The organism is Pseudomonas sp. RT6P73 (genome assembly GCF_054897715.1).
Genome location: NZ_JBUBUV010000002.1, coordinates 3,165,801 through 3,191,889, shown reverse-complemented (window position 1 = coordinate 3,191,889; position 26,089 = coordinate 3,165,801). Strand labels below are relative to the sequence as shown.

Annotated in this window: 12 protein-coding genes, 3 rRNA genes and 2 pseudogenes; 7 read left to right on the top strand and 10 right to left on the bottom strand. The window is 56.0% G+C overall.

Features of this window, described 5'->3' with window-relative positions; all coding sequences use genetic code 11:
* Nucleotides 1-584 precede the first annotated feature (584 nt).
* From ACYZT6_RS15090 to catC, 4 genes are all read left to right on the top strand, one after another.
* Nucleotides 585-2,123, top strand: a 16S ribosomal RNA gene (locus tag ACYZT6_RS15090).
* 336 nt (nucleotides 2,124-2,459) lie between these two features.
* Nucleotides 2,460-5,351, top strand: a 23S ribosomal RNA gene (locus ACYZT6_RS15085).
* A 174-nt stretch (nucleotides 5,352-5,525) separates the two neighbouring features.
* Nucleotides 5,526-5,641, top strand: a 5S ribosomal RNA gene (rrf, locus tag ACYZT6_RS15080).
* The 16S, 23S and 5S rRNA genes sit together here, the layout of an rRNA operon.
* Nucleotides 5,642-5,868: 227 nt before the next feature.
* The gene (catC, locus tag ACYZT6_RS15075) at nucleotides 5,869-6,159 is read left to right on the top strand and encodes a muconolactone Delta-isomerase (RefSeq protein ID WP_462027592.1); all 291 of its coding nucleotides are present in this window, start codon (nucleotides 5,869-5,871) and stop codon (nucleotides 6,157-6,159) included.
* Between the two features lie 20 nt (nucleotides 6,160-6,179).
* On the opposite strand, the gene ACYZT6_RS15070 is transcribed toward catC, so the two are convergent.
* A complete protein-coding gene (locus tag ACYZT6_RS15070) occupies nucleotides 6,180-6,368 on the bottom strand; it encodes a hypothetical protein (RefSeq protein ID WP_462027591.1) in 189 nt (62 codons plus the stop codon).
* Here ACYZT6_RS15070 and ACYZT6_RS15065 point away from each other — a divergent pair.
* A pseudogene (locus tag ACYZT6_RS15065) lies at nucleotides 6,367-6,657 on the top strand (DUF6124 family protein); the annotation flags it as partial. The gene ACYZT6_RS15070 and the pseudogene ACYZT6_RS15065 sit on opposite strands and share 2 nt — an antisense overlap.
* A 522-nt stretch (nucleotides 6,658-7,179) precedes the next feature.
* On the opposite strand, the gene aqpZ reads toward ACYZT6_RS15065, so the two are convergent.
* The gene (gene aqpZ, locus ACYZT6_RS15060) at nucleotides 7,180-7,878 is read right to left on the bottom strand and encodes an aquaporin Z (protein ID WP_462027590.1); all 699 of its coding nucleotides are present in this window, start codon (nucleotides 7,876-7,878) and stop codon (nucleotides 7,180-7,182) included.
* 165 nt (nucleotides 7,879-8,043) lie between these two features.
* The gene (locus ACYZT6_RS15055) at nucleotides 8,044-9,063 is read right to left on the bottom strand and encodes an AbrB family transcriptional regulator (RefSeq protein WP_462027589.1); all 1,020 of its coding nucleotides are present in this window, start codon (nucleotides 9,061-9,063) and stop codon (nucleotides 8,044-8,046) included.
* A gap of 470 nt (nucleotides 9,064-9,533) precedes the next feature.
* Here ACYZT6_RS15055 and ACYZT6_RS15050 point away from each other — a divergent pair, with 470 nt between their 5' ends.
* A complete protein-coding gene (locus ACYZT6_RS15050; protein WP_462027588.1) occupies nucleotides 9,534-10,418 on the top strand; it encodes a manganese catalase family protein in 885 nt (294 codons plus the stop codon).
* 239 nt (nucleotides 10,419-10,657) lie between these two features.
* Here the strand turns inward: ACYZT6_RS15050 and ACYZT6_RS15045 are convergent, their stop codons facing one another.
* From ACYZT6_RS15045 to ACYZT6_RS15025, 5 genes and pseudogenes are all read right to left on the bottom strand, one after another.
* Nucleotides 10,658-11,794: an ATP-binding protein gene (locus ACYZT6_RS15045; RefSeq protein WP_462027587.1), complete on the bottom strand. Its 1,137-nt coding sequence runs from the start codon at nucleotides 11,792-11,794 to the stop codon at nucleotides 10,658-10,660.
* A 285-nt stretch (nucleotides 11,795-12,079) separates the two neighbouring features.
* Nucleotides 12,080-13,294, bottom strand: coding sequence for a zinc-dependent alcohol dehydrogenase (locus ACYZT6_RS15040; protein ID WP_462027586.1), 1,215 nt, complete (start codon nucleotides 13,292-13,294; stop codon nucleotides 12,080-12,082).
* A gap of 149 nt (nucleotides 13,295-13,443) precedes the next feature.
* On the bottom strand, nucleotides 13,444-13,827 hold the full coding sequence (locus tag ACYZT6_RS15035; protein WP_462027585.1) for a response regulator: 384 nt from the start codon (nucleotides 13,825-13,827) through the stop codon (nucleotides 13,444-13,446).
* A gap of 2 nt (nucleotides 13,828-13,829) precedes the next feature.
* Nucleotides 13,830-14,879 (bottom strand): sensor histidine kinase, encoded by a 1,050-nt coding sequence (locus ACYZT6_RS15030; protein ID WP_462027584.1) that lies wholly within the window; start codon nucleotides 14,877-14,879, stop codon nucleotides 13,830-13,832.
* A gap of 8 nt (nucleotides 14,880-14,887) precedes the next feature.
* Nucleotides 14,888-15,616, bottom strand: a pseudogene (locus ACYZT6_RS15025) (RAD55 family ATPase); the annotation flags it as partial.
* 177 nt (nucleotides 15,617-15,793) lie between these two features.
* Between ACYZT6_RS15025 and ACYZT6_RS15020 the strand changes: the two are divergent.
* The gene (locus tag ACYZT6_RS15020) at nucleotides 15,794-16,141 is read left to right on the top strand and encodes a response regulator (protein ID WP_462027583.1); all 348 of its coding nucleotides are present in this window, start codon (nucleotides 15,794-15,796) and stop codon (nucleotides 16,139-16,141) included.
* Between the two features lie 191 nt (nucleotides 16,142-16,332).
* Here the strand turns inward: ACYZT6_RS15020 and ACYZT6_RS15015 are convergent, their stop codons facing one another.
* On the bottom strand, nucleotides 16,333-17,058 hold the full coding sequence (locus ACYZT6_RS15015; protein WP_462027582.1) for a Crp/Fnr family transcriptional regulator: 726 nt from the start codon (nucleotides 17,056-17,058) through the stop codon (nucleotides 16,333-16,335).
* Between the two features lie 76 nt (nucleotides 17,059-17,134).
* Nucleotides 17,135-25,783 (bottom strand): GH36-type glycosyl hydrolase domain-containing protein, encoded by an 8,649-nt coding sequence (locus ACYZT6_RS15010; protein ID WP_462027581.1) that lies wholly within the window; start codon nucleotides 25,781-25,783, stop codon nucleotides 17,135-17,137.
* Between the last annotated feature and the right edge of the window lie 306 nt (nucleotides 25,784-26,089).

Sequence of the window (26,089 nt, the reverse complement as noted above, 5' to 3'; positions counted from 1 at the left end):
CAAGGGGCAGATTCGTCTCGGTGCTCTGTCTGCTTTCTACTGTGGATTCAACTGGTCGATGCAGCAGATTGGCTACAGTCGACCCAGAGCTGACGGTGGCGACGGGCAGAAAGCGTCCATGAAAGAGGGGGGGCTTCAGTGACGATGTGGTCTGGGTTCTCTGCTGCCTTTATACGTTGTAAGGACCTTTGAAGTTTCCATAGTGGCAACCTGGGTTCTTGGTAAGGAAAAGAATTTCTAGGTAGGGGTTGACCAGGTATTTTGATCCTGTATTATTCGCCTCCCGCTGACGAGCAGCTTGATGCTGGCTTCAGCCTAAGTAATTGATTTTGTTAATAAATTCATGAGCTTTTAAGGGTTGCAGTTTGAGGAAGCGTGCTGTAGAGTGCGCTCCTCGGTTGAGACGAAAGATCTTAACCAACCGCTCTTTAACAACTGAATCAAGCAATTCGTGTGGGTGCTTGTGGAGTCAGACTGATAGTCAACAAGATTATCAGCATCACAAGTTACTCCGCGAGAAATCAAAGATGTAACCAACGATTGCTGAGCCAAGTTTAGGGTTTCTTAAAAACCCAAAGATGTTTGAACTGAAGAGTTTGATCATGGCTCAGATTGAACGCTGGCGGCAGGCCTAACACATGCAAGTCGAGCGGCAGCACGGGTACTTGTACCTGGTGGCGAGCGGCGGACGGGTGAGTAATGCCTAGGAATCTGCCTGGTAGTGGGGGATAACGCTCGGAAACGGACGCTAATACCGCATACGTCCTACGGGAGAAAGCAGGGGACCTTCGGGCCTTGCGCTATCAGATGAGCCTAGGTCGGATTAGCTAGTTGGTGAGGTAATGGCTCACCAAGGCGACGATCCGTAACTGGTCTGAGAGGATGATCAGTCACACTGGAACTGAGACACGGTCCAGACTCCTACGGGAGGCAGCAGTGGGGAATATTGGACAATGGGCGAAAGCCTGATCCAGCCATGCCGCGTGTGTGAAGAAGGTCTTCGGATTGTAAAGCACTTTAAGTTGGGAGGAAGGGCATTAACCTAATACGTTAGTGTTTTGACGTTACCGACAGAATAAGCACCGGCTAACTCTGTGCCAGCAGCCGCGGTAATACAGAGGGTGCAAGCGTTAATCGGAATTACTGGGCGTAAAGCGCGCGTAGGTGGTTTGTTAAGTTGGATGTGAAATCCCCGGGCTCAACCTGGGAACTGCATTCAAAACTGACAAGCTAGAGTATGGTAGAGGGTGGTGGAATTTCCTGTGTAGCGGTGAAATGCGTAGATATAGGAAGGAACACCAGTGGCGAAGGCGACCACCTGGACTGATACTGACACTGAGGTGCGAAAGCGTGGGGAGCAAACAGGATTAGATACCCTGGTAGTCCACGCCGTAAACGATGTCAACTAGCCGTTGGGAGCCTTGAGCTCTTAGTGGCGCAGCTAACGCATTAAGTTGACCGCCTGGGGAGTACGGCCGCAAGGTTAAAACTCAAATGAATTGACGGGGGCCCGCACAAGCGGTGGAGCATGTGGTTTAATTCGAAGCAACGCGAAGAACCTTACCAGGCCTTGACATCCAATGAACTTTCCAGAGATGGATTGGTGCCTTCGGGAACATTGAGACAGGTGCTGCATGGCTGTCGTCAGCTCGTGTCGTGAGATGTTGGGTTAAGTCCCGTAACGAGCGCAACCCTTGTCCTTAGTTACCAGCACGTAATGGTGGGCACTCTAAGGAGACTGCCGGTGACAAACCGGAGGAAGGTGGGGATGACGTCAAGTCATCATGGCCCTTACGGCCTGGGCTACACACGTGCTACAATGGTCGGTACAGAGGGTTGCCAAGCCGCGAGGTGGAGCTAATCCCAGAAAACCGATCGTAGTCCGGATCGCAGTCTGCAACTCGACTGCGTGAAGTCGGAATCGCTAGTAATCGCGAATCAGAATGTCGCGGTGAATACGTTCCCGGGCCTTGTACACACCGCCCGTCACACCATGGGAGTGGGTTGCACCAGAAGTAGCTAGTCTAACCTTCGGGAGGACGGTTACCACGGTGTGATTCATGACTGGGGTGAAGTCGTAACAAGGTAGCCGTAGGGGAACCTGCGGCTGGATCACCTCCTTAATCGACGACATCAGCTGCTCCATAAGTTCCCACACGAATTGCTTGATTCATTGAAGAAGACGATAGAGTTACTCTAGTTGTGTGGAGGGTGACTGTCTTTTATGTAAAAGCTTAGAAATGAGCATTCCATTGTGATGATGGTGAATGTTGATTTCTAGTCTTTGGCTAGATCGTTCTTTAAAAATTTGGGTATGTGATAGAAAGATAGACTGGACGTTACTTTCACTGGTAACGGATCAGGCTAAGGTAAAATTTGTGAGTTGCTCTTAATTGAGTATTATCGAATTTTCGGCGAATGTCGTCTTCACAGTATAACCAGATTGCTTGGGGTTATATGGTCAAGTGAAGAAGCGCATACGGTGGATGCCTTGGCAGTCAGAGGCGATGAAAGACGTGGTAGCCTGCGAAAAGCTTCGGGGAGTCGGCAAACAGACTTTGATCCGGAGATGTCTGAATGGGGGAACCCAGCCATCATAAGATGGTTATCTTAAGCTGAATACATAGGCTTAAGAGGCGAACCAGGGGAACTGAAACATCTAAGTACCCTGAGGAAAAGAAATCAACCGAGATTCCCTTAGTAGTGGCGAGCGAACGGGGACTAGCCCTTAAGTGGCTTTGAGATTAGCGGAACGCTCTGGAAAGTGCGGCCATAGTGGGTGATAGCCCTGTACGCGAAAATCTCTTAGTCATGAAATCGAGTAGGACGGAGCACGAGAAACTTTGTCTGAATATGGGGGGACCATCCTCCAAGGCTAAATACTACTGACTGACCGATAGTGAACTAGTACCGTGAGGGAAAGGCGAAAAGAACCCCGGAGAGGGGAGTGAAATAGATCCTGAAACCGTATGCGTACAAGCAGTGGGAGCCCACTTTGTTGGGTGACTGCGTACCTTTTGTATAATGGGTCAGCGACTTATTTTCAGTGGCGAGCTTAACCGAATAGGGGAGGCGTAGCGAAAGCGAGTCTTAATAGGGCGTCTAGTCGCTGGGAATAGACCCGAAACCGGGCGATCTATCCATGGGCAGGTTGAAGGTTGGGTAACACTAACTGGAGGACCGAACCGACTACCGTTGAAAAGTTAGCGGATGACCTGTGGATCGGAGTGAAAGGCTAATCAAGCTCGGAGATAGCTGGTTCTCCTCGAAAGCTATTTAGGTAGCGCCTCATGTATCACTGTAGGGGGTAGAGCACTGTTTCGGCTAGGGGGTCATCCCGACTTACCAAACCGATGCAAACTCCGAATACCTACAAGTGCCGAGCATGGGAGACACACGGCGGGTGCTAACGTCCGTCGTGAAAAGGGAAACAACCCAGACCGTCAGCTAAGGTCCCAAAGTTATGGTTAAGTGGGAAACGATGTGGGAAGGCTTAGACAGCTAGGAGGTTGGCTTAGAAGCAGCCACCCTTTAAAGAAAGCGTAATAGCTCACTAGTCGAGTCGGCCTGCGCGGAAGATGTAACGGGGCTCAAACCATACACCGAAGCTACGGGTATCACTTAGGTGATGCGGTAGAGGAGCGTTCTGTAAGCCTGTGAAGGTGAGTTGAGAAGCTTGCTGGAGGTATCAGAAGTGCGAATGCTGACATGAGTAACGACAATGGGTGTGAAAAACACCCACGCCGAAAGACCAAGGTTTCCTGCGCAACGTTAATCGACGCAGGGTTAGTCGGTCCCTAAGGCGAGGCTGAAAAGCGTAGTCGATGGAAAACAGGTTAATATTCCTGTACTTCTGGTTATTGCGATGGAGGGACGGAGAAGGCTAGGCCAGCTTGGCGTTGGTTGTCCAAGTTTAAGGTGGTAGGCTGGAATCTTAGGTAAATCCGGGATTCTAAGGCCGAGAGCTGATGACGAGTGTTCTTTTAGAACACGAAGTGGTTGATGCCATGCTTCCAAGAAAAGCTTCTAAGCTTCAGGTAACCAGGAACCGTACCCCAAACCGACACAGGTGGTTGGGTAGAGAATACCAAGGCGCTTGAGAGAACTCGGGTGAAGGAACTAGGCAAAATGGCACCGTAACTTCGGGAGAAGGTGCGCCGGTGAGGGTGAAGCATTTACTGCGTAAGCCCATGCCGGTCGAAGATACCAGGCCGCTGCGACTGTTTATTAAAAACACAGCACTCTGCAAACACGAAAGTGGACGTATAGGGTGTGACGCCTGCCCGGTGCCGGAAGGTTAATTGATGGGGTTAGCTAACGCGAAGCTCTTGATCGAAGCCCCGGTAAACGGCGGCCGTAACTATAACGGTCCTAAGGTAGCGAAATTCCTTGTCGGGTAAGTTCCGACCTGCACGAATGGCGTAACGATGGCGGCGCTGTCTCCACCCGAGACTCAGTGAAATTGAAATCGCTGTGAAGATGCAGTGTATCCGCGGCTAGACGGAAAGACCCCGTGAACCTTTACTATAGCTTTGCACTGGACTTTGAATTTGCTTGTGTAGGATAGGTGGGAGGCTTTGAAGCGTGGACGCCAGTTCGCGTGGAGCCAACCTTGAAATACCACCCTGGCAACTTTGAGGTTCTAACTCAGGTCCGTTATCCGGATCGAGGACAGTGTATGGTGGGTAGTTTGACTGGGGCGGTCTCCTCCTAAAGAGTAACGGAGGAGTACGAAGGTGCGCTCAGACCGGTCGGAAATCGGTCGTAGAGTATAAAGGCAAAAGCGCGCTTGACTGCGAGACAGACACGTCGAGCAGGTACGAAAGTAGGTCTTAGTGATCCGGTGGTTCTGTATGGAAGGGCCATCGCTCAACGGATAAAAGGTACTCCGGGGATAACAGGCTGATACCGCCCAAGAGTTCATATCGACGGCGGTGTTTGGCACCTCGATGTCGGCTCATCACATCCTGGGGCTGAAGCCGGTCCCAAGGGTATGGCTGTTCGCCATTTAAAGTGGTACGCGAGCTGGGTTTAGAACGTCGTGAGACAGTTCGGTCCCTATCTGCCGTGGACGTTTGAGATTTGAGAGGGGCTGCTCCTAGTACGAGAGGACCGGAGTGGACGAACCTCTGGTGTTCCGGTTGTCACGCCAGTGGCATTGCCGGGTAGCTATGTTCGGAATAGATAACCGCTGAAAGCATCTAAGCGGGAAACTAGCCTCAAGATGAGATCTCACTGGGACCTTGAGTCCCCTGAAGGGCCGTCGAAGACTACGACGTTGATAGGTTGGGTGTGTAAGCGCTGTGAGGCGTTGAGCTAACCAATACTAATTGCCCGTGAGGCTTGACCATATAACACCCAAGCAATTTGTGAGCTCGAAAGGGCACCAGATTGCGGTGTGTGAAGACGAAACGAACCGAAAGTTCGACTGTACTCACAACAGCAGCACAAAACACCGAAAGCTATCACCTACCCATTCGCTGGAGCGTGAACCTGCAAAGGCCCACGACCTGGCTACCGAATTTCTTGACGACCATAGAGCATTGGAACCACCTGATCCCATCCCGAACTCAGCAGTGAAACGATGCATCGCCGATGGTAGTGTGGGGTTTCCCCATGTGAGAGTAGGTCATCGTCAAGATTAAATTCCGAAACCCCAATTGCGAAAGCAGTTGGGGTTTTGTTTTGTCCGCAGGAAAGTGACGTGACAGGGAGCTCTATTCTGTAACGTCAAAAACACTGGATCGGGTAACCGCTGCCAGTCATTTGGCGAGTAGCTAAACTGATAGCGAAACCTGTAACCGTCCCACCGCAAAGAGAGGGATAACCTGCCTCAGACCATCGCTCATCAAACTTGAGGAGAGCATCATGCTATTCCACGTAAAAATGACCGTGAATCTACCCGCCGACGTAAACCCCGAGCACGCCGCCAGGCTCAAGGCCGATGAAAAAGCCTTGGCCCAGCGCCTTCAAGAGCAAGGCAAGTGGCGTCACCTGTGGCGCATCGCGGGGCTTTACGCCAATTACAGCGTTTTTGATGTGGACAGCGTAGAGGAATTGCACGACTTGCTGATGCAGTTGCCGCTGCACCCCTATATGGCGATTGAGGTCGATGCGATGTGTCGGCATCCAGCCTCCATCCATGAGGATGACCGCTAGGTCCACGCTATTTCCACTCGTCAATCAGACGTTGTTGTCGCGGTACTGGTTTCGGGCAGGACCTGCGTCCTGCGCACCCAAATCAGCAGGATCAGCACAAGAGCGATGTTCAACAGCGCGAGGCCGCCGAGGACTGCCATGGTGACCGTTGCGCCATAGCACTCTTGCAGGAAACCCCCACCCAAAGGGGTCAGCGCTTGCGCAATCAAAAAACTCCACGACGCCGCCGAACGCGCCCTCGACCACTACCTCAACCCGGGCGCCCACATCATGGCCAGCACCCACGAACCCGAACCCATGTTCCTCGCCAACCCCAAGTACGACACCGAATCCCTGCTGGCCAACGCCAGCGAGTCACTGGGCTCGGCCACCACCATGCTCAGCAATTTCGCGGCGTTGCTGGACAACTCACACCGCAAGACCCTGCTGGGGATCACGCAAGTGGTGATGCTGGGAGAATTGGCGGTGAACCAGGCATTGGATAACGTCGAACGCAAAAGCGTAAATCACCCACCCCTGTGGCGAACGGGCTATGTGGCGAGGGGGTTTGCCCCCGTTGGAGTGCGGAGCACTCCCAAAAATCTTCAATAGGTGCCGAGATTTTGGGGCTGCTACGCAACCCAACGGGGGCAAGCCCCCTCGCCACAACGCGCTGCTCGGCAGCTGCTACACATCCAGCCTTCTGATCCGTATTTTCCTTCGCCATCTGCCTCTGTAATGCACCCAGCCTGCGGCTCACAATGACAGCACGGTCCGCAGTCGCGCAGTCACTGCACCGTAAACTCATAAATGTAGGAGGCCCTATGGGCAAGATGGCAGTTTTCCTGGGTGGATTTCTGGTGTTAACCATTTTGATTGGTGCCTTGGCCACGATCTCTCCCGCTTAGTCCCTTCCTCCCGTCTGCAAAAAGCACAACGCCTCCACAGTGGGAGGCGTTGCGGTGCAGCGCAGAAATGACCGATGGCGATGGTTTCAAGCCTCGCCGTAACGAAGGCTGATCATCGCCCGGTGCGAACAGGTTAACGGTTGTCTTTACCCAGCCAACGATAGGTCACGCCACCGATGACCGCCCCCAACATCGGCGCCAGCCAAAATAGCCACAGTTGCTCGATCGCCCAGCCACCCACAATCAGTGCCGGACCTGTGCTGCGCGCCGGGTTCACCGAGGTATTCGTGACGGGGATCGAGATCAGGTGGATCAGGGTCAGCCCCAGGCCGATAGCAATCGGTGCCAGACCGGCAGGGGCACGTTTGTCGGTGGCACCGAGGATGATCAGGATGAACATCGCGCTCATCACCAACTCTGTGACAAACCCCGCCGCCATCGAGTAGCCACCTGGCGAGTGTTCGCCGTAGCCATTGGACGCGAGGCCACCGGCCAGTTCGAAGCCGGGTTTGCCACTGGCGATGAAGTACAGCAGGGCTGCTGCAATCACCCCGCCCAGCACTTGGGCGAAGATATAAGCGGGCAGTTCTTTGGCCGGAAACCTTCCGCCCACCACCAGTCCGACCGAGACCGCGGGGTTGAGATGACAGCCGGAAATGTGGCCGATGGCGAAGGCCATGGTCAGCACGGTCAAACCAAACGCCAGGGAAACGCCCAATAGACCAATCCCCACGCCTGGAAACGTCGCGGCCAAAACTGCACTGCCGCAACCACCAAACACCAGCCAGAACGTACCTAACAACTCAGTAGCCGAACGTTTAAACAGAGACATAAGACGGTGTCCTATTGAGATGGAGCCGAAACACTAACGAGAGATGTCCGCTGCCGATGTAGGACATTTCCCAAGCATCACGCTTCATTTTCCTACGCTCTGTTTACGCTGAAGATGGGGGGCAAGTGCTCCGGAAAAAAGACTCAATGCGGACTTGGCAGTTGATCAAACATCTTCCCGCCAGCGCCGCGCCTGCACGATCAGCGCCGGTGCGAAGTGCAGCACCACCATCCGCACCAAGTGATGCGTCAGGATAAACACCACGTTCAGCCCGCCACTGAACGCAACGATGGCGATGGTTTCGATGGCGCCCGGCATGTACGCCAGCCACAACGACAAGGGATCGCTGCCCAGCAACCGCCCGGCCACGCCGGCAAACGCAGCTGCGATCACCAGCATCAGGCCGACGGCGATCAGCCCGGCGCGGCCATGGCGGACGAGCTCGACAAAGGTGATGTCCTTGAATTTCGAGCCAATCAGCACGCCGATGAGGACGGAGGCGGAGTCGACACTCCACTGCGGCAGGTGGAACGTCTCGAGGTAGCCTAGCTTGATGTAGGCCCCGGTGATGACGATTGCGGTGAGCATGAACGGTGCCGGCACGCCGACGCTCAACAGCAGGCGGCCGAGCATCAGGCACAAGGCGATCAGCGACAGCAGGGTCAGTGCGGTGCTCACGTCCAGCGGGCTGCTCTGCGCAAGCGCCACGTCGATATGTCCGGGAATGCAAAAACTGACCAGCAAGGTGATCGACAACAGTCGGACCAGGTGCACAACGATCACTTTGCCGGACGCGCGTTCGGACTCGATCAAGTCGAAGACGGCGGCGAGTGCGCCGGGATACACCGATAACAGGGAGTCTTTGAGGTTCCAGCCCGAGACTCTGAACAACCAGCAACCGGCAACGGTGCTCTGGACCGTCAGGCACAGCAGCATGAAACCGAGGCTGGGCAACATGGCCGCCACGGTGTGGTTGTCCCACGAGGTGAACATCAGACCGGTCGCGATCCCCAGCACGATTTGCACGTAGCCAAGGCCGAAGGGCAGGGTGGGGGAGAATTGCAGGTTGCTGGCGATCAACGCGGTCGCGAGTATCGAACCGAGCAACAGGCCGTGGGGGATGCCGGCGTATTGCAGCGTGGTGCCGACGCCGGTGGCGATCAGCAAACACAATAGGGTTTTCATGAGTCGTCCTTGATGCTTGAAGTAAGCCAGCGGTTCCATTTGGGCCATGCACGTTTTCCCACTTAACGGCGTGAGGCGTCAAGTGCGCACTTCTCAGCGCTTTAAAACGCGATCTCTATCGTGCTGGCTCGAGACTCAAATGATTCGGGGCTCAAAGATGCTGCCCGGGGGCGCAGTCTTCCACCTGATTACCATCAGCCGATGGTGCCGCTGCGATCTGGCATTACCTACTTGGAAATGGACGTGACTGCGGTTGAGATCAACGAGCGAATAAAAGTTTGAATGAATTTTGTAGATGACCGACGACTGGCTTTAAAAGTTTGTCTTTCAGGTGGTTCAACACCGCCTGTCGCGAGCGATTAATCTTTTTCAAATTATTGGACGGGCATGAGCTTCAGATAAATATGGGCGCCGCATTGGGTGAATGACCGAATGGGTATCGGCGCCTTTTAGGCCAGAGGAGATTCGTCATGTTCTTACATAACAAACGACTTCAATACACCGTGCGCGTTGCCCAACCCAACCCAGGGTTGGCGAACCTTCTACTGGAGCAATTCGGTGGAGCCCAAGGCGAGCTGGCGGCTGCGTCACGATACTTCACCCAGGCGTTGGCCGAAGATGATCCGGGAAGAAAGGATCTGTTGATGGACATCGCCACCGAAGAGCTCAGTCACCTTGAGATCGTCGGGTCAATCATTGTGATGCTTAACAAGGGCGCTAAAGGGCGCATGGCAGAAGGCGTCGAAGATGAGGGCGAGCTATATCGTTCGATCAATGGTGCCGGTAACGACTCACACATCACCAGTCTTTTGTACGGAGCCGGCGCGCCTCTCACTAACTCGGCGGGCGTACCGTGGTCAGCTGCCTACGTCGATACCATCGGCGAACCTACGGCAGATATGCGTTCCAACATTGCCGCAGAAGCACGCGCGAAAATCGTTTACGAGCGGCTCATGAACATCACTGATGATCCTGGTGTGAAAGAAGCTTTGGGCTTTCTCATGACAAGAGAGATCGCCCATCAACTGTCCTTTGAAAAAGCCTTGCATTCGATCCAACCGAACTTCCCTCAGGGCAAGCTTCCTGGCATGCCCGAGTTCACCAACGTTTATTTCAACATGTCCCAGGGTGAGGAAAGCACTCGTGGGCCTTGGAACCAGGGGGATGATTGGGACTACGTCGAAGATCCGGCGCCAGCCGTTGACGGTGGTGATGGCACAGCGAGTGTCGAATTAAGCGCCGAAGATGAGGCGCTATTGCTGGATATGAAGGCTCGCACGATGTCTGACCCTGAAAGTAATCCGATAACGGGCGCAGACCTGGGGGCCGGTGTGCAGGGTAAACCTGAGGCCTGATGATGATCACCGCATGCCGTTCAGGCATGCGGTGCCTTACTGTTGCTGAAGCTCTGGAGTACATCAGATGGACGCTAATTCGAATCCCGTTTTCGCAGATACCACGCAGGATTTCACCCGTCTTTTCATTGCCACTAGCTGGGCATTCGAGCGAGATGCTCTGCGTATAAAAAAACTGATCTACATGGACGCACCTGTTGCAGGATTCAGGCTTTAGAACGGGTGAAATTGAACATTGGTCATCCATTGAGATGAAGCTTAGGTAACCTGACAAGGAAGGTAGTGCCGTGTCCTTGATTCGACATCACCTCAATGACACCGCCATGCGAGGCAACGATCTCTGAGGCGATGAATAAGCCCAAGCCCAATCCTTCACTAGGCCCATGGTCGATAATCGAGTGCTGAGAAAACCGGCCCATTGGATTAAAAATGAAGGGCAACACGTCGTCAGGGATCGGTTCCCCGCTGTTATGGACGGAGAAAACAACGCTCTGCCCTGAAGCGTCGAGCGCCACCTCTATGGGGGACTGGTTATCACCGTGCTTCACAGCGTTGCTTATGATATTGGAGAAAACCTGCTCCATTCGCGCACCATCAAACTCTCCGTAAGCTGACGCTTTCTTCTCGAAAAGAATATCCGTATTGGGTTGGAACGCCCGGATCTCATCTACGATGTGCTCGCACAGGGGCAATAGATCCAAGGCCTCTTTTTTGACAGGAATTCCCGGTCCCATCTGACACCTTGTGAGATCCAGTAGATCACCGACAATCTGACTGGCGCGCTTAACGCTGGTGTAAATTTGAGAGGAAATTTTAGTCGCCCTTACGCCAAGTCCCTCCGAGCGCCGCAACACATCAGCGCCGAGCAAAATAGCGCCCAACGGTGTTCGTAAATCATGGCCCAGGATGCCGAGAAAAACGTTGCGGGATGCCTCAACTGCTCGCGAGTAGCTCGCAATGGACTCTGCTAGCGCTTGGTCAATTGCTTCATGAAATCGAGTCATATCATCCACATCAAGTGGACTGCCGGCCTTGATTTGCTTTAACCACTGGCTGAGTACGCTTGTCCTGAGAGCGCGATACTCCGACACCATTTGATCAATAGTGAAACCTGCCATCAATCTCGTAACCGCGTGCGTTTCCGCAGGCGTTTCCGTATCGGTCGTTGGCGCATTTCCCTGAGCTTTCGCAATTTGCTCTTCAACCGATTGTTTGGTGCGTAGGTCGAGCACAATGGCATGAAGCATTTGCTCGGCATGATCCCGAAGAGCCTTGGTATCCAGCGGCACGCCTGGTGTGTCAATCGTTCGCGCAAAATCTTCCCAGGCCTGCAGAATTGGCTCAATATTTTCGTTGATAAAATTTGAGAGACGCATGCCTGTATTCCTGGTTGAAAAGGCGAACTCCGGACGAGAAAGGAAGGGAAGCCGCTAGGTGCAGGAGAGCACGGGTTGTTGTTTTGGCATGACCGCCAGTAGAGAACGTTATGCCGATCGGGGGGGCATGTCGTGTGTCCGTGGTTATGACCTGATTTTTTGACCCCTTACTCCTTCCGACTCCTCAAAGCTATGCGCAGTTCACTAGGCAAAAAAAGGACGAGATAGCGTGCACATAGGCGCACGTCATCCAGTCCTTTTATAACCATAACTCAGCCTATGTCTTCAGACTTGGCCGTGGTCATCGTTCAGCCGCGTGGAGGGCTGATGGCCGCCTGGCGTCAGAATGACTTTCCTGCAATCGTCTTCCTTCTTGTCGAACATCTTGTAGCCTTCAGGAGCCTGTTCCAGCGACATTCGGTGGCTGATAATGACCTCTGGCGCCAGGCGACCGGCCTCAATATGTTCTAAAAGCTCTGGGAGATAACGTTGAACATGGGTTTGCCCCATTTTGAAGGTAAGGCCTTTGTCGAATGCGTCGCCAAACAGGAAGCCATGAATGAATCCGGAGTACACGCCTGGCACACTCACAATACCGCCGCGTCTAACGGCAGCGATGCATTGACGCAACGCTTTACCACTACTGCCTTCCAGTTTGAGCGTAGCTAGCACCGTCTCTGTGGTGCTGCCTTTGGCTTCAAAACCCACCGCATCTACAACGCCGTCAACGCCACGCATACCTTTGGTTTGTCGAATGATCGTATCGGCTGGATCGTCATCTTCATCGAAATTGATTGGAATTACGCCATAGGTTTCTTGTGCGTAAGCCAAGCGATAGGGGTGGTGGTCGACCATGAAAATCTGATCTGCACCCAGCATCCTTGCGCATGCGGCACTTAACAACCCGACTGGGCCTGCACCATAGATGGCGAGGCTCGAGCCTTTGCCAATCCCGGCGTTCGTCACGGCTTGAAACGCGGTAGGCAGGATGTCAGAGAGAAACAGAACCTTTTCGTCCGAGAGTGTCCCTGGGACTTTGAAAGGCCCGGTGTTGGCTTTGGGGACACGTACGTATTCCGCTTGCCCCCCAGGTATCCCACCATACATATGACTGAAGCCAAAGAGTGCAGCACCCGAAGGGATAGCCTTTTTATTCAGAATCGCTCCCCGTCCTGTGTTGGTCGTTTCACACGCGGCGAACAAGTCCATCTGACAAAAGAAGCAGCTCCCACAGGCGATAACGAAAGGAATGACTACACGGTCGCCTGGTTGAACGGCAGTGACTGCTGAACCTGTCTCTTCAACGATCCCCATAAATTCATGACCGAAGATATCGCCATGCTCAACAGTCGGGATCTTTCCGCGATAGAGATGGAGATCAGAACCACAAATTGCGGTGGCCGTAACTCGTAGAATGATGTCGTCGCTATTCTCAATAACCGGGTCGGGAACAGTGTCGATTTTTACGCTATGCGCGCCGTGATAGGTAAGTGCTCTCATGACGTCCTGCTCCTCACATTAGCTTGATGGTTAGCGGGAGAGGAGCAATGACGGATGGAAGTTCAGAGATATGTGGATAGACGAGACTAGCGGTCGATGAGTGGGGCTGCCGTTATGGAGAGGCGGGCGAAGTCAGCAGTCGAGCTGAGTTAATGTCGGTTACAACTCTTGAATTTGTCTAATCCGCATTGTACTGAGTGAAGCATTGCTTCACACGTCCAGGGTTTGGCTAAGAAACTGATATTGGGGCCAAGCTCGAGTACTCTTTGAACGCCTCCTGAAGTCAATATCATGGGAAGCAACGGCCACCGAAGTGTCACAATTTTGCTCAGATCGTACCCATCCAAAAGGCCGGGCATGTTTATATCGCTTATTATCAGACAAAGTTGATGGGTTCCGCTTTCCAGAAAAACCATTCCATCATCCGCCGAAGCGTAAGAGACGACGATTTCCCCTATGTCTTCGATGATTTCTATGAGCAACATTCTTAGCAGTTCATCGTCTTCCAAAACAAGTACCGACGGAGCGGTCATTGTTATGTACTCCTCTGATTGGCATTTGCAGGGTGCTTAGCAGGCTCGATCGGGAGCGTTACAATAAATTCACTCCCTTTGTCCTCACCTTCACTTCGGCCAATAATCGTCCCACCATGTGCTTCAACCAACTCACGAACCACGGTTAGACCGATCCCCAATCCAGACCCGCAAAAGCCTACAGCTTTGGCGTCCCGCACATACGGATCGAATATGAAGGGGAGCGTCTTGGCGGCGATGCCAATGCCGTCATCGGAAACACGGATATGTAACAAATCAGGTTCTAAAGTAACGGATAACTTGACGTTACCTTTATTTGGTGTGTATTTGACTGCATTGCTGAGCAGGTTGTGCAGAATTTGAGTGAGGCGAACCGGGTCGCCATTCATTACCAGCGTTTCATGTGGAAACCTGGTGCTGAATTGCAGATTTTTAGCCACCATCATTGGGCGGCACGCCTCAACGGCAGCACTGATGATTTGAATAATATCGATATCTGCGCGATTAAGTTGCAGCCTGCCACCGCTGACGCGAGAGACGTCCAACAAATCCTCAACGATGCGGGACAGATGCTGAACCTGTCCTTCAATCAACGCCCGCATTCGGGGCAGTTCAACGCTGGGCACGCTGACCATTCGCTCTGCAATCATGCTGATCGGAGTTAACGGATTGCGAAGCTCGTGGGCCACCTTCGCCAGTACACTTTTTTGCTCCGCCAATGCCTGCTCAGCTTTGGATTGCATGTCTTGGGCGTTGAAGGCGGCCAGAACCAGTTGCTCGTTAGCTTCAAGCGTTTCCTGACATTGATCAGGTACTCCAGTGTGCGGCGCTGTGGAATCTGGCTCATCCAGCAGCTTCAACACCAGTTGTTGATTGGCCTCAATCAGAAGTTCAATCTTCTTCTTATCTCTAAGGTCACCCTTTACTCCAATTAGATCTTTTTCCAGCGATACAAGGAGTTCCCGAGATTGGACGATTTTTTTCCCCAACAGTAAGAGTTCGCGGGCGGCATTTGCCACTCCACGTTCGTTCTCGCTGTTGGTCTCACTCATAGGTGCACTCAACCATTTTGATCTCCAAGGGGGGCGTCATCAGGGCTGCTTTTTTTGGGCCGACCACCCAGTAAACCTTCCTGACCGTGAAGCATTTCCCCAACCTGCAAGCCATTATTGTCAATATGGTACAGGCGCAGCTCATCGGAGTGAGCGCTGGCCCGAACCTTGACTACGCCCATGATGCGCTGCAGGCGGCTGTCTACTTCGATGTAGCGTTGAACGATGATTGCATCGGTCAGGAACGCTGTACCGTAGGGGCTGAACCGTAGATCGGTGTAACGGTCTTCGAGTTCAGAGGTCATCAACACAGTAACACCGATACCGGTCAACGCTGTGACCAGCCGTGACAGCGACTCACGGTAGTCTTCGCGAAACGTTGGAGCCACTGCCATTTCGAAACCCGAGAGCGAATCGATGACCACTCTGGTGGCTCCCAAGCGGCGGATCTCTGTCAGCAGCAAATGGACGACCTCATCGATAGAAAGATCGGGTGCGTGGCTCTCGCCCAGTCCGACCTTGCCTTCAAGAATCAATGCTGCGAGGTCAGCGTTGCGCAAGCGATTGGGGCGTTGCTCGAATACCGCGATCACTCCGGTTTCACCGTTACGGGCACCTTCGGCGAGGAGCGTTGACGCCAAAATGCTTTTTCCTGAACCGGAGGGGCCAGCCACCAGCAGCGAGTAACCCTTGGGCAGACCTCCGCCGAGCATTTCATCAAGCCCCGGCACGCCAACAAGAGAAGCGTCCGTATCTCGAAGCATCGTGATAATCACATCGGCGACGTGGTCAATGTCTTCGAGGTGATCTACCGATAACGCTCCGAACTCCGCTCGTCAGCTGCTCGAAACGCTAACCACCTGCAGCAACACTAAGTGACAAGCTTTCGGGATTTATCAATCATGTGTCCAACAGTGCTGGTCGTAGAAGATGATGAAATACTGCGTTCACTGTTGGTAGAGGCTATGTCGCTGTTGGGATTATTTGTGATTGATTGTGCATCTGCGGATGATGCTCTTCTCGCGCTGGAAGACTCGTCTTCAATATCATTGGTAATGACCGACGTCTGTATGCCGGGCAGCATGGACGGACTGGAATTGGCACAGGTGATTTGGTCACGCTGGCCTTGCCTGCCTGTCATCGTCACCTCCGGGGACAGGTCGATTCCTGACGGGTTGTTGCCTTCCAACGCTATGTTCCTACGCAAGCCATCTTCGCTGGATGTATTGCATAAAGCGGTCAGGAAATATCTGCCGGTGTAAAGTCGGCATCGAACAGATCTGCAACGACGTTTATACCAGCCCAACTGTTGTTCATAACACGCGATGAACTCCGGCTCATTTATTGGGCTGCTCGCCACCCTGGTCTTATGCGAGGTTAGCGCGAGCAATATCCGCTCGCTGGCAGGTTTAAGGGACAGCCGGTATTGCCGCCGATAATCAATCCGATTGCATCACTCGTCCTGACGACGGGTGTAATGCAACAGCCGATCGGTTTCGGTCTTGACCACCAGGTAGCACTCGCAGCTGAGCCGCTCAAGGCGCGTTCTATCCAGGACAGTGATCTGGCCTCGGCTGTACTCGATGACGCCTTGGCGCTGCAGTTTGCCGGCCGCTTCAGTGACGCCTTCGCGGCGTACGCCCAGCATGTTGGCGATCAGCTCCTGGGTCATGTTCAGGCGATTGCCGTGCAGGCGATCCAGCGACAACAGCAGCCATCGACACAATTGCTGATCGATCGAGTGGTGGCGATTGCACAAGGCGGTCTGTGACATCTGGGTGATCAGCGCCTGGGTGTAGCGCAGCATCAGCATGAGCAGATCACCATGACGATTAAATTCTTTCTTGAGCTTTTGCCCAGGCAGACAAAATGCAGTACCGGCACTCTGCACCACCGCCCGACTGGAGGTGCTTTCGCCGCCCATGAACAGCGCAATGCCGATCAAACCCTCGTTTCCGACCACGGCGATTTCTGCTGACGAGCCATTTTCCGTGACATGAAGCAGGGAAACGATGGCGTCAGTCGGAAAGTAAACGTGCCGCAAGGTATCCCCGGGTTCATACAGCACATCGCCCAGCGCCAGGCTGACTTGCTCCAGATGCGGAACAAGACGCTGGAGGTCGACGGCCGGTAGCGCCGCAAGTAGATGGTTGTCGCTTGGTGCGTGGGAGGCATGCATGGCAGAGCATCCGTGGCGGAGCAGGGGTGTGCCGGCTCAGGGTACTCCCATGCACGCCAAGGTTGGTGGCCAATGTCTACTCATCGGCGGCACGCTCGTATTCCAGCGCCTGAGGCCTGGGTGTTCGGGCGCGGCAATCCACCCGAACCCAACGCTCTCGGCCGTCGTCATCCAGTGTCAGCGTAGCGTCACGCAATGGCTGGCCGTCGAGGGTCATGGAGGTGAAGGTCGAACTGCCCTGACGCACATCAAAATGGTAGAGGGTTTTGCCAAAGCGGTAGTGCAAGATAAAGCCCGGCCAATCGACGGGTATCAGCGGTTCGATTCTGAGCGTGCGGCCGCTGCGTTGTACGCCCAGCAATGACTCGACGATCAGCCGGTACATCCAGCCGGCAGAACCGGTGTACCAGGTCCAGCCTCCACGCCCGGCATGGGGCGCGGCGCCGTAGACATCGGCGGCCATGACATAGGGCTCGACCTTATAGGTGTCGATTTGAGCATTGTTGGCAGGGTCGGCGGGATTGATCAGGTTCAACAGTTCCCACGCTTTGCCGGCTTCACCCAACTGCGCAAACGCCATGCCCGCCCAAACGGCAGCATGGGTGTACTGACCTCCGTTCTCGCGCACGCCAGGCACGTAGCCCTTGATATAACCCGGGTCCAGGGCACCCTTGTCGAACGGTGGATCAAGCAGCAACACGGCACGGATCTCACGTTTTAGCAGATGCTCATCCAGTGACTGCATGGCCTGGATCTGGCGCACCGCAGAGCCGGCCCCTGACAGCACTGACCAGCTTTGAGCAATGGAATCGATACGACATTCTTCATTGCTCGCCGAGCCGAGCAGTTGCCCGTCATCGAACCATGCACGGCGATACCAGGCGCCGTCCCAGGCGTTTTGTTCGAGGTTGCGTTGCAGTGTCACCGCACCGTCGCTGCAACGCTTGGCAAATTCGTGATCACCGTGCAGGCGGGCGGTCACCGCGAATTGCTCCAACACCTGGTGGCTGAAGAAACCCAACCAGACACTTTCACCTGCACCCAGATGGCCGACGCGATTCATGCCGTCGTTCCAGTCACCGGAGCCCATCAGCGGCAGTCCGTGATGGCCGCGACGCAGGCTATGTTCGATGGCACGCACGCAGTGTCGATACAGGGACTCTCGCAGGTCCGACACCCCGGGGAGGTCATAGTAGGACTCTTCGCCGGCCCCGAGTAGACGTCCTTCCAGGTACCCGGCGTTTTCTTCCAGTACACCCACATCCGCGGTCATTTCAACATAGCGGTTGGTGGCGGCCACCAGCCACAAAAAGTCATCGGAGCAGGCCGTGCGAACCCCTCGATTCATTGGCGGGTGCCACCAGTGTTGCACGTCGCCTTCCACATACTGATGGCCGGCGCACAGCAACAGATGCGCCCGCACGGCTGCCGGATCGGCATGGATCATCGCCATGCTGTCCTGCAACTGATCGCGGAAACCGATGGCACCCCCTGATTGGTAGTAACCGCTTCGAGCCTGGAAGCGGCAGGCGATGACCTGGTACATCAACCAGCCGTTGACCATGACGTCGACCGCAGGCGCGCCCGTTTCAATACGAATCGCTCCGAGCAATGAGCGCCAGTGTTCCCGTACTTTATGCAATTCCTCGGAGGCGGCCAGGCTGCCCCGATAACGCTGCACCAGCTGGGTGGCGGCGTTACTGGAAGACGCTGCCCCCAGGCGCAGAATGACTTCCCGGGTGTCGCCCTCGCCGAGTTCGATCGACACTTGCAGGGCGGCACAAGGGTCCAGACCACCGCCCATGCGCCCGGACAGACCGGCGTGCTGCATCGCTGCCGGTGAGGCGAGGGTGCCATGGCGGCCAATGAATTCAGTACGGTCACCGCTGACACCGTGATCGATCGTGTCGGTGTCAAAGAACGCCACCCGCTCGGAAAACTCCACCGAATAGGCGTTGCGGGCGAAGAAGGCCCCGCTGGCGGGGTCCGATTGGGTGACCACATGCATCGCCGATTTGCTGCGCAGATCGCCCAGCACCCATTCCACATACCCTGTGACCGACAATGACCGGCGGCGTCCCGAGCGGTTGCTCAACAATAGCCGAGAGAATTTGATCGGCGCATCCAGCGCCACGTAGATCCACAGCTCGCTGTAAATGCCGTCTTCTTCATGTTCGAACACGCTGTAACCGAAACCGTGACGGGTCTGGTACGGGCCTTGTCCGGAGCAGGGTTGAGGCGCTGCAGACCAGAAGTGCCCGGTCTCTTCATCACGCAGGTAAATGGCTTCGCCGCTGCGATCGGTGACCGGATCGTTGTGCCAGGGCGTCAGGCGAAATTCATGGGCGTTTTCGGCCCAGGTATAGGCGCTGCCTGCCTCCGAGACCACCGTGCCGAGATGTGCATTGGCGATCACGTTGACCCAGGGCGCGGGTGTCGGATCGGGCGCGAGCCCGGTGATGATGTATTCACCGCCATCGGCGCTGAAGCCGCCATATTCGTTGCTCAACAGCAGGAAGGGACGGTTCGGTCGTACCGGTGCCGGCCGAGCCTGAAAATGCCGGGTCGCCACAAACGGCGCGTGCACCGGTGATACTTTGCGCCGGTGCATCTGTTCGGCAAGGCTGCCCAGATCTTCGTTCAACACCAGCCTGGCAACCGAGAGGAACAGCACGCGATCTTCATTCGACATCTGCTGCGCGGGGCGCACAAAAATACCGCCCGGGCGATCCAGCAGAGTGGCTTCACTGCCTGAGGTGATAAGGCCCAGGATCGCGTCTTGCAGTTGCTGGCGATAACCCGCCTGATCTTCGTTCCAGATCAGCAAATCGACCACCAGGCCTTTTTGTCGCCAGTAGGCGTGGGCCTGAATCAATTGCCGCACCAAGGCGATGTTATCCAGGCTTTGGATTTGCAGCAAAACAATGGGCAGGTCGCCGGAGATGGCCTGACCCCAGAGTCCCGGCTGATTGCGGCGATTGGCAATCAGCACCGCATTGTCGGTGCGCGTCGAGGCGTTCGCATACAGCAACGACGAGGCCATCTGCTCGAACAGACGGGCGTCCGACAACGAGGCGTTGAGCTGACGCAGAAGCACCTGGCTATGCGTCCAGGACAGGTCGAATACCCGGTCGGCGAGGTGGCGGTCGCGGTATTTGTTGATGAGATAGAGGCAGCCGTCACGGTTGTCGGCTACGCCGGTGACCAGGTCGATGGTGGCCTGCTGGCCGGGTTGCAGGGTAATCCTGCAGCGAATCGCGACCACCGGATCGAGCACCGGGCCCGCACTTCCTGATAAGCGCTGACAATTGGCATCCAGGGCGGCAGGTGACACAAGGCTGCGTCCTCGGCCGATGAACCGGGCGCGATCGGTTTCGTACGAGATCGCATCGATGTCCACTCCGTGTGCCGCCAGCAAATGGCACATCCACGGTGTTGGTTCATCGCTGGCGCGGGGGCGGCGGCTGCAAACAATGGCCTGAAGCGCAGGCAGTAATTCGGTCTGCACGAACAACTTGCTGAATGCCGGGTGCATCGCGTCGCTGGCTGGGGATGTCAGCACAACTTCGGCGTAGGTGGTGATCTCCAGTGTTTTGGCTGATGACGCGAGGTTTGTGACATGCAGGCGGCGCAGTTCGATGTTGTCTTCAGGTGAGACGACAATTTCCAGATGCGTGTCGAAATCCAGGTTGCGCGCGCGGAACTCTGCACGGGAATCGCAGAAGATCGCCTCGTGGCTCTCGGGTTTTTGCAACGTCGGTTGATGCGCAGCCGACCAGACCGTGTTGGTCTGGACATCGCGCAGGTAGCAGAACATCCCCCAATTGTCTTGAGAAGTGTCCTCCTGCCAACGGGTGACGGCCATTTCATTGTGCCGGCTGTATCCACCGCCGCCGCTGGTCAGCATGACGTGGTAGCGACCGTTGGAAAGCAACTGCACGGCCGGGCGTTTGCGTCCTGGATCAGAGAACACTCGAAGCCCCGTATCCTGGCCCGGACCAACTTCACCGAGCACTGGCGACTGTGCGGTTTGCAGGTACGGCGCGGCGGATTTGGGCACCCGCTCCTGCAACAGCAGCAAGGCTGATTGCAGCGCCGGTTGAGCCTCGAATCGGCGTTGCATGGGTTGATCGAGCAGCAGGCTGGTCAAGGCCAGCAGGCTCATGCCCTGGTGGTGAGCCATGAACGACCGGACCACGGCGAAGCGCTGGCCGCGCGGTAGGCGGGCCTCGGTGTAATCCACCGCTTCATACAGACCGAATCGCCCTGAAGAGACCAGGGCAAGACGTTGCAGGTTTTTGCAGGCCGCATCGGCATCGACCATTAATGCCAGGGCGCTGGCGTAGGGCGCTATCACGACGTCATTGCTCAGCCCGCGCTGGAGCCCCAGGACCTGAACGCCGAAAGCGCGGTATTGATAATTGAAGTGCGCGTCGACGGTGGAGTAACCCGATTCCGAAACGCCCCAGGGAATGCCCAGTCTGTTGCCATGTTCGATCTGTACCGATACGGCGGCGCGGCAAGTCTGGTCCAGCAGGCTGCCGTCATAGTTGGGCATCACCACCATCGGCATCAGGTATTCAAACATCGAGCCCGACCAGGACAGCAACGTCGGTACGCCAGCGTTTTCACTCAGTAGCCTTCCCAAGGTGAACCAGGCGCGTTGGGGAATCTGACCTTGCGCAATAGCCACGAAATTGGTCAGCCGCACCTCGGACGCCAGCAGGTCGTAATAACCGGTGTCGAGCCTGCGCTCCTCGGCGTTGTACCCGATGACGAACAGGTCACGCTGGTTGTCGTAAAGCCACGAGAAATCCATCTGCGCCAGCGACGTCGCCAATAGCGCCAACTGATCCAGGGTCTTCATTCGCTTCGCGGCGTCACTGCGGACCCGGTTGATTTGAGAATGATGGTCGGTGGCCCAGTCGGCGGGGTTCAGACCTGCCAGCTGACGCAAGGTGCGTGGTGATTCAGTCGTGACCAGGGGGGCAGGGAGTTGATAGCGCTGCAGTTCTTCTGTCCAGTCGATGCATTGCCGGGTAAACGCTGCTCGCCAGTACAGGCTTTCCGCGTCGGTGTCCGTTAGCGTGCTTGTGGCCGTGACGTGAGCCGTTTGCAGCAGGTCTGCCAGCGCCTCGGTGGTCGCCGCTTGTGAGGCATGTTCAAGGCCTTCTCTCAGTTGATTCAGGGCGTCTTCATCCGCCCCCGAGGCGCGCTGGGAGTCTGCAAGGATATCCAGGGTATCGCGCAGGCCCTTGATCACGGCAGGGCCGAACATCGGGGCGTCTGCCAGTTGCGCAATGCCGGTGCTCAAGGTCAGCAGCAGGCCCGCCAGGTTCCCGCTGTCGACAGTGGAGACGTAATGCGGACGCAGCGGCTCGAGGGTCTGCGTGTCGTACCAGTTATAGAAGTGCTGCCGATAACGCTCCAGACCCTCCATGCTGTCCAACGACGCCGAAAGCCGGGACAGCAGCCGTTCGGTACTCAAATAGCCGAAATCGTGGGCGGCCAGGTGGGCGAGCAAGGACATGCCCATATTGGTCGGCGAGGTGCGGTGGGCAATGGCAGGCCTGGGTTCTTCCTGCACGTTGTCCGGTGGCAGCCAGTGATCTTGAGGCCCGACGTATTGATCGAAGAATGCCCAGGTCTTGCGCGCCAGCACCCGCAGGAAGCGCAAATCCTCCGTCGACGGTGCGAACTCCGACTGCTGGGGTGCCGAGCTGAGCCACCAGGCGATCCAGGGACCTGCCAGCCACGACAACAGCAGCGGACTGGCAATGGCCAGCGTCTGCGGATCCTGCGCCAGCAGGGCCAGTGAGATCAGGGCCGACACCGGCGCGATCCACATCTGGCGATAGAGGCCAAACAGCTGATTATCGGTGGTGCGCTCCACCTCGCGCGAGGGCTGCCATTGCAAAAGCCGGCGTCTGCTGAAGCCGATTCGCCAGAGCGAGCGCAAGACTGCATCGGCGCTGTAGAACATCTCGAAGGGCAGCCAGGCGAGCGTCAGACACGCCCGGGCCAGGTCCTGTGCCAGATCACCCAGCACCGCCCTGAGATATTGTCCATAAGGCACATCAGCGAGGGGCTGCATCAGATCAGTCACCGCGCGAAGCACCGGTTGAATCACCATCAAGCCGATGACTGTCAGGGTCCAGTTCATCGGCTGACTGCTGGCAAACCAACCCCATGCAAACATCAGCAATAGCGCCAGCGGCTCCAGGCTGCGTCGCAGATTGTCCAGAATCTTCCAGCGTGCCATGACGCTCAACCTGTTGCGTACCCACTTGCCCTCGGCGTTGCGCGCCCAGGGCAATGTCCACGGCAGCAATTGCCAGTCACCGCGGACCCAGCGATGCCTTCGTTTGACATCGGCACCATAGCGCGAGGGGTATTGCTCGTAGACTTGCACGTCGCTGAGCAGGCCGGATCGTGCATAACACCCTTCGATCAGGTCGTGGCTGAGAATCTGGTTATCCGGCAAGCAACCTTCCAGGGCGCAGGTGAACGCATCCACGTCGTAGATGCCCTTGCCGATGAAGGAGCCTTGCTGGAACAGGTCCTGGTAAACATCCGATACCGACCGAGTGTAGGGGTCGACGCCGGCATCACTGCCAAAAACACGGGCGTAGATCGAGCGCGTGGCGCTGGTCAGGCTGATGCCCACTCGCGGTTGCAACACCGCGTAGCCGGAAATGATCTGCTCGCCCGCACTGTCGAACAATGGACGATTCAACGGGTGCATCATGGCCGCCACGCATTGGCGAGCGACGTCGCGCGGCAGCAGGGTGTCGGTGTCCAGCGTGATCACGTAACGCACCCCGCGCAACGGCGTGAGGTCACCGACGATGGCGTTGAAACGATCCAGTCCATTGCCGCGCAACAGGGCGTTGAGTTCAATCAGCTTGCCGCGTTTGCGCTCGTGGCCCATCCACACGCGTTCGCTCGCGTTCCAGCGACGCGGCCGATGCAATAGAAGGAATCGGTCGCTGAGTCCGTCCGCGTATTTTTGGTTGAGCAGGGTGATTGCACGGGAGGCCCGTGTCAGCAGCTCGGCGTCTTGCGGCTGTGACTCTTCAGTCGCATCCAGAAAATCGCTGAGCAAGGCGAAATACAGGTTGCTGTCGCGGTTGGCGAGAAAACGTACTTCCAGACCTTCCACCAGTTCGTCCACATCTGCCGGGCTGGCGATCAGCGTCGGGATCACCACCAGACTTCGCGCGTCATCGGGAATGCCGTTGGCGAAATCCATTTTCGGCAGAGTCGTCGGCAACATGCTGAACGTGACCAGCCAGTTGATCAGGCTGATCGCCAGGCGGCTGGTCATGATCAGGCAAGGAATCGCCATCATCAGAAGCGCCGCATCAGGCATCCCGTCGCGCTGCGCGGAGGCCAGTAGAGGCCAGGCGAAGATGAGCGTCAGAAACGCCACCGGCGCCAGGTAAAACATCAACGGTGACTGCTGCAACAAACGTTTCCAGCGCTCATGAAGCGGTACCCGCGCGTTGAGCCGTCGCTCGAGCGTCGGCAACCCTGCGCTGATCAGGAAATACCCGACATGGTGGGCCAGCAATGGGCTGGAGACTGAGGCGGTTCCGGCTGCGGCGAGATTGATCGCGGCGCGGGCGACCTGGATTTCCGAATGCTGGGGGCTTCTTCGGGCAAGGCGTTCAATGACATGCCGGTAGCTGTCACGGGTTTTGAAATCCATCGCCCGGTAAATCGCTGCCGGGTCTTCATTGAGAATCTGTTCGACATGACTCATCGACTCGACGAACTCGCGCCAGTCAGTGGCGGACAAGAGGCGCAAGCTGCCGATGCTGTTACCGATGGACACCTGATCCGCTGCCTGTTGTTGCGCATCAAGCTGCACCTGGCGTTCGATGCTGGAGCCTGTCTCGCTCAACATCTGTTCGATCCAGTTCAACGCCAGCGCCAGGGCTGCGTTCTGACCCTGCAGGCTGCGGGTGAATTCGGCGACAAAGGCGGGGGTCATCGGCGGAGCGGAGCGAGCCATGTCAGCAACGGTCAGCACCACGTTTTTGGTGTCTCGTTCTGAGGTTTCGATCAAGCGTTCGGCCCAGTCATCGGCCAGATTGCGATCATCGGCGTTGGCCATGACTCGCGAGGCCACTCGCCGCAGGTTTTCGATCAGCGCCAGACGCAGCATGATCGGTATCGCCCACAGCTCGCCCAGCGCAAGTGGCATCACTGTCTGATAGGAAAGAATAAAGCGGCTCAGACTGTCCTCATCGACTCGACCGTCGCCATGGGAGATGGTCTCCAGGGCGATGTCATAGACGCGAGGAAGCCCCGCAGACGGGCCGTTGATCAGCCGTGGCAACTCACGGCTGTAGCCTTTGGGCAGGTGCGTTCTGGCGGCGCGGATGTTGTCCTCGACCAGATAGTAATTGTCCAGCAGCCATTCCGCTGCCGGCGTCACGCGTCGGCTGGACATTTGCGCGTTGGACAGCGCCGTGCAGCTGCGCTTGAGCAGCTCCTCGTTATCGTCGAGCCTGTGCAGCATCGAGTCCCGTGCGGACAGCGTGGTCAGGCGATGCTGGCCGGCCAGAGCGATGCCGTGATTGGCCATCTGGTCGGCGCTGAAAAGCTCCGAGCGCAATATCGGCTCGTATTCGAATCGCTGTGGGGAAAACTGTCGGGTTCGCCAAAAGCCGGACGAGCCAGAAATTACCTTCTGTATGCGTGTCCATATGCTGTTCATAAGGTCCTGAGCCTGAAACGCACAATGCAATTGCGTGCGTTTTGATAGGTGCGCCAACGCAGTGCGCCAGCCCCGAGCAGCGCTTGGTGGACATAGCTTCTCAGCTTCAGTGTGGGGAACTGGAGGGCTGTTCGTCTGTTCGCTGGCGAACATAGCCGGCGCTCTTTGGATGCGGTCAAGTTAAATGGAACGCGTGAGCGCTGTTGATATCTACTCCCCACGACAACCGGGGGGAGCACGATGAAAGAGGCGAGAAGAAGGCTGGCCGTAAAAACCTGGCAAGAGCTCTTTACACTGTCCGAAAAC